Genomic DNA, 15,276 nt, shown 5'->3' with positions numbered 1-15,276 from the left:
AAATATCAATGAATCAATGCACATATAGAATTGGCTGTATGTCAAAGGATAGGCTATTGCCTAAAAATTTAGAGGCAATGATAAAAGTTATTCATGACTTATCTTTGTCATCTCATCTTTTAGGGAATTGGATATACAGCGAAGACAATCCAGACATACATATTATTGATTTAGATAGCGGTTACACCAATATACTTATTCCAAAAAAAATTAAGATCGTATTAAGTAATAATCCTGAACTTTTAAAAGGCTACCAATATGGTTTGAAGAGACCAATAAGGTATCAGGAGCTTCTAAATATTTTACAAGATATTGAGAAGAATGAATATTTTAAAATTAGTCATCAAGAACGTATAACAAATAATGAGAATATCGTTTCTAAAGATCATTTAGAGACAAAGATTCTTTATAAACTTGTTTGTTATCCAAACTTTAAAAACATTCATGCAGAGCAGATTGTTAATGTTACTAGAGTTTGTGCTTTATTATCTATTGAGTCAAAAACAGCTCAAGAAATTAAGAGGTTTTTGAATTTATCCCTTGATGAAATACAAAAAATTATAGAAATAATAAAAAAAGAAGCTTATCCAAATTATGAAACAATACATGAAAATATTGTTTCGATTTTACCATTTTCGGCTGAAAATATTTCTACTGTGCCGCAGAGAATAGAACAAAATTCTTTTTTTTATTTTTTAATTAAATTTTGGAAGAAACTGAAGAGAGGATTCTAATGAAGTGGAATTTTTCTACATTATATGGATTGGAGCCTGTAATTTTTATTATCTAAAATAGAGTGTTGATTAATTGAAAGTCGCTAAATTTATTAAGTTTATATAAGCTATTTTTAACAGATGGTTTAAATTTAAATAAAAGAGGTTTTCGTATGTACTGATTCTAAATTATTTTTTAGCTTTGCCACGGATGGAAAAGCTAATTATTTATATTGAGTCATTTCAAATGGAAGTCAGACTTTTTAAGTTAAGTCTACAATTTGTTCTTCGTTTACAGCAATCTTATATTGATTACGCCCATTCGTTTTTGCCTTATACAAAGCATGGTCAGCGCGAGCTACGAAAGCAGAAATTGAATCATTTAGACGTGGAATCGTGGTTGCCACACCAACACTAATAGTGACTTGTGGTGAAACATCACTACATGGGTGTTTAATTGCAATTTTATCAATAGCATTCATTAAACGTTCAACCTGAATCAAGGCTTGCTGAGAATTTGTCATCGGAAATAACAGTAAAAATTCTTCGCCACCATAACGAGCAACTAAATCACCACTACGTGCAGCAATAGAGGAAATAGCAATAGCGATTTCTTTTAAGCATTCATCACCCTTTAGATGCCCTAAAGTATCATTGTAAGCTTTAAAATAGTCGATATCGACCATCATGATGGTAAGGGGTGTTTCATGCCGTAAAGCACGGCGCCATTCGTTATCCAGTGTTTCGTCTAGATAGCGTCGATTGGCTAAACCGGTGAGTGCATCTTGCTGGGAAAGCAAAGATAATTGCTGTGCTTGCTGCATCAGTTCAATGCGATTCAGCTCGATCATGCAGTTTTGTAAGTAGTTTTCTCGATGTTGGCGGTCAGTTGCATAGGCAAGGGTCATTCCCAAGAAGCTACTGAAGGTGTAAGTTCGGTTCAAGAAAGTCCAGTCGATCACCCCATTTAAGTAGTTACTTACCAAAATTCCAACAAGTCCTCCAACCCATCCAGCAAATATGGCGGTATAAAAACGCATACCTACTGCACCATAGATAATCACAATCGCATACATCATCGCCGCATGAAAAAGAACGTTCTCTTGGCCATTTTCTATAACGTTAATTAAAATAAAAGTAATTGCGACTGCTAAAGCTGAGCCAATTCCTACATAATAATCAAAATACTGATTTAATTTTTTAATAAACGATAAAATCCAGGCAAGGAAAATAATTACACCCACCCAAGAATAATAGCTAAACCAGGGTAAAACTTGTTCAGTTGGCAATACTTGATATATACCAAAGCTTAAAAATATATATAATATTAAAATAATAGGCGCTCTATAGCGGAACTCATAGGCAGCACCGTTTTGGTATTGAAAACGATAAATCGTTTCAAGCTGCTTTGGAAACCATACGAAATTTAATCCTCGTGTGGTTAATAAATCTATTTGTTCCTGTCCCAATATATTGGAACCCTGCAACTTCATAATTAATGCTCTCTATATTGGAAGTTGTCATAAAATGAGACTTATTTTTAGTAAAGTTCCATCTAAAAATATTGATTATATAATGTGTGATTTATTCAAAATAATAATACAGATTTTTTAAAAAAGTAATGATTTTTATCTGAGTTAAATGTGATAAAAATCACGACATTTCAATGATTAGCGTAACAATTATCTAAAGCATCGCAATCCATCGAAAAAAGTTACAAATGGTCGATTAACGATTGTATCTTTATCATTTTCGGATAGACTTGTAGCGTGAAATACAGATGATTGCTGTCATATAAATAGGAAAATTAGCAATGACTGCTCTAAATCAATATGGAATGCATTTAGAAATTACACCGCATAATGGATGGTCACAGCAGTTCTGGGATGACCTGCTACCAGCGAAAGAACGGGTAAGTAAACATCCGTTTTTTTCGGAAATGGCCAATGGGGGATTGAGCCTAAATAGTTTCCGTTATGCTTTACTTAATTTCTATCCATTAGTCGCGCATTTCCCGTCATATATGGCTGGGGCGTTAGGCAAAGCAACAGGGTTTTCTGAACCTGGCGTTACAGAAGCACGAGATTGGTTAATCCAAAATATTAAGGTCGAAGAGCGGCACTTAAAATGGTATCGCGATTGGGCTGGAGGTTTTGGTTTAACTGTAGAAAAGCTTGATAGTGTGCGGCCACCAGCTGCGATGAATGCAGTAAACCATTTCTTATGGAATATGAGTCATCGTGGTAATTTGGCAGAGTGCCTTGCTGCAACAAATCTAGCAATTGAATGGGCAACTGGAGACTGGTCTATTCAGGTCTATAAGGGTATTCATGCCTATACTGATCATCCTGACGTAACGATTGATAAACGTTCTTTGGCTTGGTTACGTGCACATGCGCATTATGATGATCTTCATCCTTATGAAGCCATGGAGCTGATTAAGCGTTTATGTAATGATCGTCCTGACTGGCAGCAAAAAGCATTTCATGCTGCTGAAGAAGGGCTGCGTTATTATGAATTAGCCTTAGATGATTGTTATCGGGTGCAGCTTCAAGCTTCTGCTTGATCTTGCCTCAATAAAAGGGAGAATATTTATACGATATTCTCCCTTTTATTTTATTCGAGTAATTTTAAAAGTTTAGTTCGATAAGGTGTTTCTTCAGGTAATAATTCAAGTAAACGTTCAACAGCATCTACACGATCTGGCACACGACTGACCACTCGTAATAGTTGATCAACATCTTCAATTTGATAAATCACATGACTCAAGCGAGCATCAAAGCAATCTCTCCACGCACACAAAAATGGGCTTTCTGATTTAGCTAAAAAACTTCCTCTATAGAGTGTAAGAGTAGTCGATGTGAAGCCTAGGTTTAATGCTTGCTCTGCCATTAAGAAATCACATTGGATTTCACAGTTAAGTTTATAAGGGCGAGACTCGATAACATCGGGGATTAGGTTTCTAAGTTGAGAAAGTTCTGCTTTTAAAGTGGTGGTACTTACTGGTCGATCGCCATATAAAGCATAATGAAGTTCTTCAAGATTAATCCCTTCGGGACAAAGGGTTAGAATACATAGAATTTCAATCTGACGTTGAGTCAATGTAAGGCTGTGTTGGTTATATTGAACTTTAGGAGTACCAAAGGCTTTAATATATAAAATATTTTTCTGATGAAGCTGAATTGCTTGCTTCACAATATCAGCGCATCTTTCAACAGCTAAAAGCCCCAGAGAATTATGTTTTTGATATTTGGTCGACAAATTCATAATGCCATAAAATTGGCCTGTATTTGTATCGGTAATTGGTGCCGCATAGCAGACCCAATCTCTTACACTATTCATTTGGTTTTCGTGTGAGTAAACGCAGTTAGCTGAATGAGTATTTAATGCTAAACCAATTGCATTTTGACCTACTGCCTGAGTTGACCACTGACCACCTTCAACAAAATGGACTTGCTCTGCCGATGAGCGCATCGGTGTACTACTCCATGTCCAAAGTAGAGTGCCATGTGGGTCGGTCACACCAATTGCCATATCGGCATCTTCGGCAATATGCATTAAATTCCGATGACACTCGTGAATCGAACGACCAAACAATGAATGTTCCCATTCTTCGGTTAGGTCAAATAACGGAGCCGCTTCGAGGTCAACTGGTGGTTTTTTTCCTAATTGTTGAGAATGAGATGACTTTTCTGGCCGGAATAATGACGGCGTGGTATCTAAAAAAGGTGATGATAATTGTTTTGACATATCCATATCGAAATTCCTTTATCATTGAAATGGCGTATCCGTAGCCGCTCAACCGTTATAACTTTCTTATTGTGGCTATTTCCTAGTTATCTCCTTACCTTAAATAATTTTATAAGCCTTGACCATTATCCTATTGGATAAGTTTTGTTAATTACCTGATCTTTTAAGCTAAGACATCTTGTCGGCTGAAAGGCTTTGGTACTTCTTCTCCAAAATATTGTCGATCAGCAAAGTAGCTAGAGCGGACCATAGGAGCACTCCAAATATTTTTAAAACCTAATCGTTTACCGTGTCGCGTGTATCTTTCAAATTCTTGTAAATTTACAAACCGATGAATAGGTGCATGTGACTTTGATGGCTGTAAGTACTGTCCAATAGTAATAAGGTCTACCTGATAATCTTTTAAGTCGTTCAGTAGAGCAAGTACTTCCGCTTCAATTTCTCCTAATCCAACCATTAAGCCAGACTTGGTTTTAATATCGGGACAATATGCTTTAAACCGTTTTAGTAACTCTAGTGAGTGTTGATAGTCTGAGCCAGGGCGCATCGCTTTATATAAACGCGGGACTGTCTCAATATTATGATTAAACACATCTGGAGGAGATAAGCTCAAAGTTGAAAGCGCTGTCTCTAAACGACCGCGAAAATCTGGTACTAAAATCTCAATCAAAGTTTCTGGGCAGCGTTTTCGGATTTCTTCAATGCACTTTACAAAATGTGCAGCGCCACCATCGTGTAGATCATCACGGTCTACAGAGGTAATCACGACATATTTTAAGTTTAAGTTTGCGACCGTTTCTGCCAAATGTTTAGGTTCATCTTCATCTAAAGGTTTTGGGCGACCATGTGCTACATCACAAAAAGGGCAACGTCTAGTACAGATATCTCCCATAATCATAAATGTTGCCGTACCTCCACCAAAACATTCAGGTAAATTGGGGCATGCTGCCTCTTCACAAACACTATGTAACTTCTGTTGGCGCAGCAAATTTTTTATGCGTTTAATTTCTTCAAAATCGGTTATTTTGGCTCTAATCCAGTCTGGTTTAGTCGGTAAATCTTCTGTAGGTAAAATTTTAATCGGAATGCGAGCGACTTTATCTGCTCCTCGTAATTTAATACCAGTTTCTACTTGTCTTTTAAAATCCATATTCATAATTCCATTTTATTTAAAACCCGCTTAAACTCCTATATTTTTAATTTAATTAGATCATATTAAAAAGCGCAATTAATTAAAAACACAGGGTGTGGCGAGTATTATAAAATAAGAAAGGTTGGTTAAAGGTTTGTTTTATAACTTAGTGAAAATTATAAAAAAATTTTAAAATTATTTTTGATAATTAAGTTTTTGAAATTTAAAAAATAATTGCATTTATTTTAATTAAAAACTTTTTGGTCTAATAGATTGATTATTAATTTTGAGTTTAAGTATTTATAGCGAATTAGATTTTCGCTTGAAACTTGGTTGAATTTTTAAAATCAAGATAATAAAGGAAAAGGATATGCAATTAACGGAAGAGCAATTACTCGCAGCATATAAACGCATGCGTGATATTCGTGAATTTGAGGATCGACTTCACGAAGAAAATACCAATGGTGATATTCCTGGCTTTATTCACTTATATAGTGGTGAAGAAGCTGTAGCAGTCGGGATTTGCGAAAACTTAACCGACAAAGACTATATCACTTCAACACACCGTGGACATGGACACTGTATTGCAAAAGGCTGTGACATTCACGCCATGATGCTGGAAATTTTTGGTAAAGATGACGGACTATGCCGTGGAAAAGGCGGTTCTATGCATATTGCCGATTTAGATAAAGGTATGCTCGGTGCCAACGGGATTGTGGGTGGCGGGCCTCCTTTAGCAATTGGTGCAGCGTTGACAGCAAAAACCTTAAAGACAGGTGGCATCGGACTATCTTTTACAGGTGACGGTGGTTCAAACCAAGGTCTTACTTTTGAAGCAATGAACATGGCGGTTGTTCTTAAACTTCCAGTCATTTTCGTTTTCGAAAATAACGGTTTTGGTGAAGGGACTGGTCATGATTATGCAGTCGGAAGCAAAGATATTGCTGGTCGTGCAGCAGGTTTTGGTTTACCGGCTGTTAAAGTTGATGGTACCGATTTCTTTGCCGTCTATGAAGCCGCCCAAACTGCTATTGAACGTGCACGCCGTGGTGAAGGTCCAAGCGTGATTGAAACCATTACAAACCGTTTTTATGGCCACTTCGAAGGTGACCCTGGCTTGATTCGTTCTAAAGAAGAAGTCGAGTTCATCAAAGAAAATAAAGATCCTTTGAAAATTTTCCGAGAGAAAGTTAAAGGCAAAATTGATGAAGCTAAGCTAGACGAGATTGATGCAGCATCTAAGGCAAACGTTGATGATGCCGTTGCTAAAGCTCGTGCTGCAGCTTACCCGCAACCAGAACAACTCCTTACCGACGTCTATGTCTCTTACTAAAGGAATAGTAAAGATGCCAAATAAAAGTTTTCGTAATGCAATTAAAGAAGCCATTGAATCAGAAATGCGCCGCGACCCAACGGTTTTTGTAGTTGGTGAAGATGTTCGCGGTGGACATGGTGGTAAAAATACCGAAGATAACGAGCTTGAAGGTTTCGGTGGTGTACTTGGCGTAACCAAAGGCTTATGGACAGAATTTGGTTCGGAGCGTGTTATTGATACGCCAATTACCGAATCTGCAATTATTGGTATGGCCGCTGGTGCTGCTGCAACAGGTTTACGTCCTGTTGCTGATTTAATGTTTATGGATTTCTATGGCGTGTGTCATGACATGCTTTATAACCAAGCCGCTAAATTCCGTTATATGTTTGGTGGAAAAGCAAAAGCGCCAATGGTTGTACGTGGCATGATTGGCGCAGGTTTCTCTGCGGCAGCTCAGCATTCCCAGTCACCATATAACGTATTCGCTGCGGTTCCGGGCTTAAAAGTTGTGGTTCCATCTAGCCCATATGATGTGAAAGGGCTATTAATTCAGGCCATTCGAGATGATGACCCTATAGTCTTCTGTGAACATAAAATGCTTTATGACATTAAAGGCGAAGTTCCAGATGATGCCTATACCATTCCTTTTGGTGTAGCAAATTATACCCGTGAAGGGACAGACGTGACCATTATTGCGTTAGGGCTGATGGTACAGCGTGCCAATGAAGTGGCAGACAAACTGGCAAAAGATGGTATTTCGGTTGAAGTGGTAGACCCTCGTACAATTTCACCTCTGGATGAAGAAGGAATTTTAGAGTCTGTTGCATCGACTGGGCGTGTGGTTATTGTGGATGAATCAGCAGCACGCTGTGGTTTTGGTCATGATGTGGCTGCACTAATCGCCCAAAAAGGTTTCCACTATTTGAAAGCACCTGTTGAACTCGTAACGCCACCACATACGCCTGTTCCATTCTCTCCAGTTTTAGAAAAAGAATGGATTCCAAGTGTAGAGCGTATTGAGCAAGCTGTGCGAAAAACATTGGAGACTTAGGATGAGCGAAATTAAAACGTTGGAGATCCCGAAATGGGGATTATCCATGGAAGAAGGCACGATTGCCCAATGGTTGATTAAAGAAGGCGATAGCTTTAATAAAGGCGATGAAATTTGTGAAATTGAAACCACAAAAATCGTCAATGTGTTAGAAGCACCTTTTGCAGGAACGCTCCGTAAAATTTTAGCGAAAGATGGTAATACTTTACCTGTTGGTGGTCTTATTGCCGTATGTGCTGATAGTGAAGTTTCTGATGCAGAAATTGAAAAGTTTATCGCATCATTAGGTGGTTCAGCAGCTCAAGCACCTGAAGCACCTTCGGAACAAAGTAAAGCGGAAACATCTGCACCTATTGCTGAAAAAGCCGAACAACCACAGTCTGTAGCTGCAAGTGCTCCAGCTCCTGTAAAGGTAGCGAAAGGTGACTATGCTGTACCTGAGTCATTACAAGGCTATCAAACATCTGATGAGTTGTTTGCAACGCCGCATGCGTTAAAGCTTGCAGAAAAACACAATGTAAACTTGGCAAAAGTCACAGGTTTTGGTCGTGAAGGACGTATTAGTGTTCAAGACATCCAGAAAGCTGTACAAGCAGCTGGAGGTCAGTGGCCTGATGTTAAGCAGCAAACTCAGGCTAAAGTGGTTAAATCTACGGCTGATGATAGTCGAGTTTCAGCGACACCTGTAGCACGCCGTTTAGCAAAAGAATGGGGCATTAATCTAAATGACTGCCGTATTTCAGGTACTCGTGGCCGTGTCTGTAAAGAAGATGTTGAAGCGGTTTACTACCGTAATAACCCTGCATCGGTAAATGAACAATCTGCTCAATGTGCTGCTCAACCACAATCGACCGTTACTACTGTCGCGATGAATGGTATGCGTAAAGCAATTGCTTCACGGCTACAGGCTGCAAAACGTAATGCACCACATTTCCGCTTAGTGGTCGATCTAAACGTAGAGGCTTTGCAAAATTTACGTAAACAGATTAATGAGACCGTTCCGCAAGTGAAACTTTCTATTAATGACATGCTAATTAAAGCGGCGGCAGCGGCACTGATTAAAGTGCCTGAGGTGAATGTTCAATTTGATGAGGCGACTCAATCAATTTTACAGTTCTCTCAAGCGGATATTTCGGTGGCCGTAGCGATTCCAAACGGTTTAATTACACCCATTGTAAAAGCAGCAAATCAGAAGTCTTTAGCACAAATTTCTGATGACATGCGTGATTTGGCAACACGCGCTAAGACTGGCAAGTTACAACCTGATGAGTTTCAAGGCGGCAGCTTTAGCATTTCAAATTTAGGAATGTTAGGCATTAAACAATTCGACGCCATTATTAACCCACCGCAAGGTGCAATTATGGCATTAGGTGCTTCTGAATCACGTGCTGTTGTTGAAAATGGCAATGTAGTGGTTCGTGAGATTGTCACAGCGACGTTGTCATGTGATCACCGAGTTATTGATGGTGCAGTTGGGGCGAAATTCTTGGCCAGCTTTAAGCAGTTTGTTGAAAATCCTGCTTTAATTTTGGTGTAGGAGAACCCGCATGTCAGAAACTCAATTTGATTTAATTGTGATTGGCGCGGGACCGGGTGGGTATGTGGCTGCAATTCGTGCAGCCCAGCTCGGGTTAAAAACCGCAATTGTAGAAGAGCAACATTTAGGCGGAATTTGTCTAAATTGGGGCTGTATTCCAACCAAAGCTTTGCTTGCAGGGGCAGAGCTTGCAAACCAGTTTAAACATGCTGGACAGTTTGGTTTTCAGGTATCTCAACTCGATTTTGATATTCAAAAGCTTGTGCAACATAGCCGCCAAGTATCAGCTCAGTTAGTACAAGGCATTGATTACTTGCTGAAGAAGAATCAGGTAACTGTGTTTAATGGTCGTGCTCAGCTGACGGCTAAAGAAAAACTTGAAGTGACCGATGCTCAAGGTAACAGTCAGGCTTTGAGTGCGCCCCACATCATTTTGGCAACGGGTGCCAAGGCTCGACATGTTCCTCAGCTTCCCGTAGATGGAACATATGTCTGGAGCTATAAAGAAGCGCTTGTTCCAGAGGATTTACCCAAAAGTTTACTGGTTGTAGGCTCAGGTGCAATTGGTAGTGAGTTTGCTAGCCTTTATCAAGACTTGGGGTGTCAGGTCACGCTTATTGATTTAGCCAAGCAGATTTTACCAACCGAAGATGCGGAAGTTGCTCAATTTGTCAGAAAGCAATTTGAACAAAAAGGAATGAAAATCTTAACCGATGCTGTCGTTCAAAGTATTCAAATTGAAAATGATCAAGTTCACTGTGTGATTGAAACAGCAAATGACATTCAAACGCTTGTTTTTGACCGTGTGCTTTCGGCAATTGGTGTACAGCCTAATACTACGGGGTTAGGACTAGAACGTTTAGGTGTGGAACTCAATCCACAAGGTTTTGTGGCAATTGATGACTATTGTAAAACCAATGTAGCAGGGCTTTATGCCATTGGGGATGTTGCTGGAGCACCGTGTCTTGCCCATAAAGCAAGCCATGAAGCCATGATATGTGTCGAGAAAATTGCTGGTGTAGCTAATGTGCATTCACTCGATCGTAGCCAGATTCCGGGTTGTATTTTTACCCATCCACAAGTGGCGAGTATTGGTTTAACGGAAAATGCAGCAAAAGCTAAGAATTTACCTATACGAATCGGCAAGTTTTCTTTAACTGCAAACGGCAAAGCTTTAGCAATTGGTGATGCATCAGGTTTCGTTAAAACAATCATACATGCAGAGACGGGTGAATTACTTGGTGCACATATGGTCGGCCATGAAGTGACCGAGCACATTCAAGGCTTTGCAATTGCTAAATATCTAGAAGCAACTGATGAAAGTTTAGCTCAAGTGATTTTCCCGCATCCAACATTATCAGAAGCCATGCATGAATCCATTTTGGCCTCAATGCAACGAGCAATTCATATGTAGAAACTCTACATTTACAGGAGTTGAATATGGTTAAGGGATTAAAAGATAAAGTCGCTTTAGTGACTGGGGCAGCTCAAGGCATTGGCCGTGGGATTGCCCTGCGCTTGGCGGAAGAAGGAGCACATATTGCATTAGTTGATATGAAACAAGATCGACTGAATGATGTGCAGCAAGAAATTCAGGCTTTAGGCGTAAATGCGAGTACATTTATTGCCGACGTAAGTGACCGCGAGCAAGTGTATGCCGCTATAAATCATGCTGAGAAGACCCTTGGTGGGTTTGATGTCATAATTAATAATGCTGGAATTGCACAAGTTCAAGCGATTGCGGATATCACACCGGATGAATTTCAAAAAATTGTTGATATTAATATTGGTGGCGTGCTGTGGGGCATTCAGGCTGCAGCTGCAAAATTTAAACAACGCCAAAATAAAGGTAAAATCATTAATGCTTGCTCAATTGCAGGCCACGATGGGTTTGCTTTACTCGGTATTTACTCGGCAACCAAATTTGCGGTACGAGCACTTACCCAAGCTGCGGCAAAAGAATATGCCAGTCACGGTATTACGGTAAATGGATATTGCCCCGGAATTGTCGGAACGGACATGTGGGTTGAAATCGATAAACGTTTTGCTGAAATTACCGGTGCAGCAATCGGTGAAACTTATAAAAAATATGTGGAAGGCATTGCCTTAGGTAGGGCCCAAACACCAGATGATGTAGCTGCATTAGTTGCTTTTCTGGCAAGTGAAGATTCGGACTATATTACGGGTCAATCCATTTTAACAGACGGCGGAATAGTCTATCGCTAAAAAAACATCCTGATTTGAGGGAGATAATAATGAAAGCAGCGCGTTTTTATGACAGAGGCGATATTCGTATTGAAGATATCCCTGAACCAGAAGTCACTCCCGGTACTGTAGGCATTAAGGTAGCTTGGTGTGGAATATGTGGTACAGATTTGCATGAGTTTATGGAAGGGCCAATTTTTATTCCACCATGTGGACATCCACATCCTATTTCAGGTGAATCTGCACCGATTACTATGGGACATGAATTTTCAGGTGTTGTCTATGCTGTAGGTGAAGGTGTTGATGATATTGAAATTGGTCAACATGTCGTCGTAGAGCCTTATATTGTGGCCGATGATGTGCCGACTGGACCGGGCGATAATTATCATCTTTCCAAAAATATGAACTTTATTGGTTTAGGCGGTCGTGGCGGTGGTTTATCCGAAAAAATTGCGGTTAAACGCCGTTGGGTGCATCCAATTTCCAATAAAATTCCACTAGATCAGGCAGCCTTAATTGAGCCGTTATCGGTGGGTCATCATGCCTATGTGCGCAGTGGTGCAAAGGCTGGTGATATTGCACTGGTAGGTGGTGCGGGTCCAATTGGTTTATTGCTTTCGGCAATTTTAAAAGCGAAAGGTCTTAAAGTCATCATTACCGAACTAAGTGCTAAACGTAAAGAAAAAGCCAAAGAGTCGGGAGTCGCAGATTATATTTTAGACCCGTCAGAAGTTGATGTTGTTTCTGAGGTCATGAAAATCACTAATGGCGATGGTGTCGATGTAGCTTTTGAATGTAGTAGCGTTAACAAGGTGTTAGATACTTTAGTCGCGGCAGTGAAACCAACAGGTGTGATTGTTATAGTTTCGATTTGGAGCCATCCAGCATCAATTAATGTGCACAGTGTGGTAATGAAAGAGCTTGATGTACGAGGTACAATTGCCTATGTAAATGACCATCAAGAAACCATTAAACTGGTTGAAGAAGGTAAAATAAATCTGGAACCTTTTATTACGCAGCGTATTCAACTTGATGATTTGATTTCACAAGGTTTTGAAACCTTAATTCATAACAATGAGTCAGCCGTTAAGATTATCGTACATCCATAAATAGACACTTAAACCTATAAAAAAGAGCGAATCATCGCTCTTTTTTTATTAAAGTAAGTTGTTGTTTTGAGCTTCAATAATAGGGGGTAATGGTTGTCCTAAAGAGCTTAAAGACTCCCGTTCAATTAAACGTACAATTGAATCGAGCGGTAAATCATTTTCTTGCAAACCAAAAGGTTCTTCAATTTGAGCACTTAAGGCATCTAAACCTAAAAACATATAAGCGATTAAGCCCACAATAAGCGGTGTCCAAATACCTAAAGCAGCTTCAAGGCTAAACGGTAAGATGAAACAAAAACAATAAACAGCACGATGTAAAAGTACTGAATATGAGTAGGGTAAAGGTGTTCCAGCAATCCGGTCACAACCTGCTTGGATATTGCCTAGCTCAATAATATGTCGATTTAAGGTACTATAGATAATGTCACTGATTTCGCCATCTTTTAGTATTTTAACTAAATCTTTTTGAATATTTTCGAGTACAAATTGCGGTGCATTAATATGCTCATTTAAATAGTTAAGTGAAGAGTTATTTAAATAAGCATGTTCAAGAAATTTTGTGGGTTCGACTGTTTGTTGACGTAAACGATCACGCAATAAATTACTAAAAATTAAGACCTGATGGATTAAATGTTCACGTTGTTCATTAGATAAAACATGGCTATCTCTAACGATATGTCTGGCATTGGCAATTAAAGCACCCCAAAGTTTGCGGCCTTCCCACCATCGGTCATAACACGCATTATTTCGAAAACCCGTACAAATCGAAAGAATCACACCAAATATTGTAAATCCGATCGCGGGTACGGTAGGGATTTGAATCCAATGATAATAAGAGAGCCAGACCACACAGGCTGAAATAAGTACAACAAAACTCAGTGCTGGCAAGACCTTCGGTAAAATTGTTCCTTTCCAAGCAAATAAAAGTTTAAATACATTGCTTTTATCACGAACAATCATATAAAGCCTTTGAACTAATGAACCTAACCAAGTGTAATATGATACGCCTTAGACGAGTTAAATACCTAACTAAAGCTTATGCTTTTGTCTATAGCGCCAAAGGGTAGTACGGCTAATACCAAAAATATTCGCGACCATATTCAGGTTATGGTTATATTTTTCTAAAGCAGCTTGTACATTTTCTGGACTAAGCTCTGTATTTGTCTCGGGTAATTTAACGTAATCCTCTGCATTTAATAGCTCATTTGGTAAGTCCTCAACTTCAATTTCATCCTTACCATTTGCCATGGTTAAAGCATAAAGCAGGGTGTTTTTAAGTTCACGAACATTCCCAGGCCAGTCATAGTTCAATAAAATCTGCATGGCTTTTTGATTAACATGACGAGGCATTGTGTCTAGTTGAGTGGAGCTTTCTTTTAAAATTTGATCAACAATAAGAGGAATATCGACTTTCCGCTCTCTGAGTGGTGGTATAAAAATTGGAATTACGCGTAAACGGTAGAGCAAATCATGACGGAAACGCCCAGCCTTAGCCTCTTCGCGTAAAGCTTTATGTGTTGCGGTAATAATTCGGACATTGGCTTGAATCGGTTTTTCACCACCTACAGGCGTAAATTCACCTGTTTCTAACACCCGTAATAATTTAGCTTGTAGCTCTAAAGGAATCTCAGCAATTTCATCCAGAAACAGAGTTCCACCTGCGGCACGTTCAAACACGCCTTTATGGTCACGAATTGCTCCTGTAAAAGCACCTTTCACATGCCCAAATAGTTCACTCTCTAAAATATTAGAATTTAAAGCTGCACAGTTAATGGCAACAAAGATCTTATTTTTACGTTGGCTATAATCATGAATTGCTTTTGCCACCAGTTCTTTACCACTACCAGATTCGCCGCGGACAAGCACTGGAAACTCAGTAATTGCCACTCTTTGAATAATTGAAAACATACGAGCCATTTCTGGCGAGCAGCTATTAAAAACCTTAGCTAAGTCTTCTAATTGTTCTGTTAGCTCTACTTGATTAGCAATATCATTGTCCATGCTAACGGGTTGTAGAATATGCAATTTCCCGATAATGCGATGCTCTGCAATGTAAATATCATTTTCCTGATAGATGAATCGCTTTCTCATTTTAGGAGTATTAATTTCGAGATATTGATTGTGATGATCTTGAGTAAGCGCTGCCATGCTCTCAACAGAAATGTCATCTGTATTAAATTTATAGTGAATTGCTTGAGTCGTTGTGTCTGCTAAAAACAGACTCGCACTTGGGAATAAAGCTTTTAATTGCTCAAATAAAATAAAAAAATCTTGTTCTGACTTAAAATTTAACTTTGCCATTTCATGTGTTTCACAATCGTTTCATTGAAACATACTTGAGTTTCATAGGAACATCAAGCTGCGTTTGTTTTCAAACTTTAATTTCACTTATTATTTTAAATATTTGATTTTTATATTTATTATTTAATTTTAAATAATTGGCACCTTATTTGCAAAATATAGG

General features: G+C 38.9%; 13 protein-coding genes. 8 read left to right on the top strand and 5 right to left on the bottom strand.

Annotation, left to right across the window (positions count from 1 at the left end):
• Positions 1-8 precede the first annotated feature (8 nt).
• Entirely contained in the window at positions 9-734 is a 726-nt protein-coding gene (locus tag AOLE_RS10330; RefSeq protein ID WP_013198001.1) for a hypothetical protein, read from the top strand.
• A gap of 242 nt (positions 735-976) precedes the next feature.
• Here the strand turns inward: AOLE_RS10330 and AOLE_RS10325 are convergent, their stop codons facing one another.
• Entirely contained in the window at positions 977-2,206 is a 1,230-nt protein-coding gene (locus AOLE_RS10325; protein ID WP_005304984.1) for a GGDEF domain-containing protein, read from the bottom strand.
• A gap of 320 nt (positions 2,207-2,526) precedes the next feature.
• Here AOLE_RS10325 and AOLE_RS10320 point away from each other — a divergent pair, with 320 nt between their 5' ends.
• The gene (locus AOLE_RS10320; protein WP_005304987.1) at positions 2,527-3,279 is read left to right on the top strand and encodes a TenA family transcriptional regulator; all 753 of its coding nucleotides are present in this window, start codon (positions 2,527-2,529) and stop codon (positions 3,277-3,279) included.
• 50 nt (positions 3,280-3,329) lie between these two features.
• Here the strand turns inward: AOLE_RS10320 and AOLE_RS10315 are convergent, their stop codons facing one another.
• Positions 3,330-4,469 (bottom strand): hypothetical protein, encoded by a 1,140-nt coding sequence (locus AOLE_RS10315; protein ID WP_013198000.1) that lies wholly within the window; start codon positions 4,467-4,469, stop codon positions 3,330-3,332.
• A 157-nt stretch (positions 4,470-4,626) separates the two neighbouring features.
• Positions 4,627-5,613: a lipoyl synthase gene (gene lipA, locus AOLE_RS10310; RefSeq protein ID WP_013197999.1), complete on the bottom strand. Its 987-nt coding sequence runs from the start codon at positions 5,611-5,613 to the stop codon at positions 4,627-4,629.
• 352 nt (positions 5,614-5,965) lie between these two features.
• On the opposite strand from lipA, the gene AOLE_RS10305 reads away from it, so the two are divergent.
• Genes AOLE_RS10305 through AOLE_RS10280 form a run of 6 tightly spaced genes read left to right on the top strand, consistent with a single transcriptional unit; the run spans position 5,966 to position 12,812 of the window.
• Entirely contained in the window at positions 5,966-6,928 is a 963-nt protein-coding gene (locus AOLE_RS10305; RefSeq protein ID WP_013197998.1) for a thiamine pyrophosphate-dependent dehydrogenase E1 component subunit alpha, read from the top strand.
• Positions 6,929-6,941: 13 nt separating this feature from the next.
• Entirely contained in the window at positions 6,942-7,961 is a 1,020-nt protein-coding gene (locus AOLE_RS10300; RefSeq protein ID WP_013197997.1) for an alpha-ketoacid dehydrogenase subunit beta, read from the top strand.
• A gap of 1 nt (position 7,962) precedes the next feature.
• Positions 7,963-9,498 (top strand): 2-oxo acid dehydrogenase subunit E2, encoded by a 1,536-nt coding sequence (locus tag AOLE_RS10295; RefSeq protein WP_023274244.1) that lies wholly within the window; start codon positions 7,963-7,965, stop codon positions 9,496-9,498.
• Between the two features lie 10 nt (positions 9,499-9,508).
• Entirely contained in the window at positions 9,509-10,912 is a 1,404-nt protein-coding gene (lpdA, locus tag AOLE_RS10290; protein WP_013197995.1) for a dihydrolipoyl dehydrogenase, read from the top strand.
• A gap of 26 nt (positions 10,913-10,938) precedes the next feature.
• The gene (locus tag AOLE_RS10285; protein ID WP_013197994.1) at positions 10,939-11,724 is read left to right on the top strand and encodes an acetoin reductase; all 786 of its coding nucleotides are present in this window, start codon (positions 10,939-10,941) and stop codon (positions 11,722-11,724) included.
• A gap of 29 nt (positions 11,725-11,753) precedes the next feature.
• Positions 11,754-12,812: a 2,3-butanediol dehydrogenase gene (locus AOLE_RS10280; protein ID WP_000642319.1), complete on the top strand. Its 1,059-nt coding sequence runs from the start codon at positions 11,754-11,756 to the stop codon at positions 12,810-12,812.
• A gap of 48 nt (positions 12,813-12,860) precedes the next feature.
• Here the strand turns inward: AOLE_RS10280 and AOLE_RS10275 are convergent, their stop codons facing one another.
• The gene (locus AOLE_RS10275; RefSeq protein WP_005305012.1) at positions 12,861-13,772 is read right to left on the bottom strand and encodes a bestrophin family protein; all 912 of its coding nucleotides are present in this window, start codon (positions 13,770-13,772) and stop codon (positions 12,861-12,863) included.
• A 69-nt stretch (positions 13,773-13,841) separates the two neighbouring features.
• Complete coding sequence (locus tag AOLE_RS10270; protein WP_013197993.1) at positions 13,842-15,113, bottom strand: sigma-54 interaction domain-containing protein; 1,272 nt, start codon at positions 15,111-15,113, stop codon at positions 13,842-13,844.
• Between the last annotated feature and the right edge of the window lie 163 nt (positions 15,114-15,276).

This window comes from Acinetobacter oleivorans DR1, assembly GCF_000196795.1.
Classification (GTDB): Bacteria; Pseudomonadota; Gammaproteobacteria; order Pseudomonadales; family Moraxellaceae; genus Acinetobacter; species Acinetobacter oleivorans.
The sequence above is the reverse complement of the archived record's forward strand: the minus strand, read 5'-3'. Positions and strand labels throughout refer to the sequence as shown.

Coding starts and splice junctions, on each gene's coding strand:
- AOLE_RS10330 (WP_013198001.1), top strand. CDS start 9: ATGAATCAATGCACATATAGAATTGGCTGTATGTCAAAGGATAGGCTA.
- AOLE_RS10325 (WP_005304984.1), bottom strand. CDS start 2,206: ATGAAGTTGCAGGGTTCCAATATATTGGGACAGGAACAAATAGATTTA.
- AOLE_RS10320 (WP_005304987.1), top strand. CDS start 2,527: ATGACTGCTCTAAATCAATATGGAATGCATTTAGAAATTACACCGCAT.
- AOLE_RS10315 (WP_013198000.1), bottom strand. CDS start 4,469: ATGGATATGTCAAAACAATTATCATCACCTTTTTTAGATACCACGCCG.
- lipA (WP_013197999.1), bottom strand. CDS start 5,613: ATGGATTTTAAAAGACAAGTAGAAACTGGTATTAAATTACGAGGAGCA.
- AOLE_RS10305 (WP_013197998.1), top strand. CDS start 5,966: ATGCAATTAACGGAAGAGCAATTACTCGCAGCATATAAACGCATGCGT.
- AOLE_RS10300 (WP_013197997.1), top strand. CDS start 6,942: ATGCCAAATAAAAGTTTTCGTAATGCAATTAAAGAAGCCATTGAATCA.
- AOLE_RS10295 (WP_023274244.1), top strand. CDS start 7,963: ATGAGCGAAATTAAAACGTTGGAGATCCCGAAATGGGGATTATCCATG.
- lpdA (WP_013197995.1), top strand. CDS start 9,509: ATGTCAGAAACTCAATTTGATTTAATTGTGATTGGCGCGGGACCGGGT.
- AOLE_RS10285 (WP_013197994.1), top strand. CDS start 10,939: ATGGTTAAGGGATTAAAAGATAAAGTCGCTTTAGTGACTGGGGCAGCT.
- AOLE_RS10280 (WP_000642319.1), top strand. CDS start 11,754: ATGAAAGCAGCGCGTTTTTATGACAGAGGCGATATTCGTATTGAAGAT.
- AOLE_RS10275 (WP_005305012.1), bottom strand. CDS start 13,772: ATGATTGTTCGTGATAAAAGCAATGTATTTAAACTTTTATTTGCTTGG.
- AOLE_RS10270 (WP_013197993.1), bottom strand. CDS start 15,113: ATGGCAAAGTTAAATTTTAAGTCAGAACAAGATTTTTTTATTTTATTT.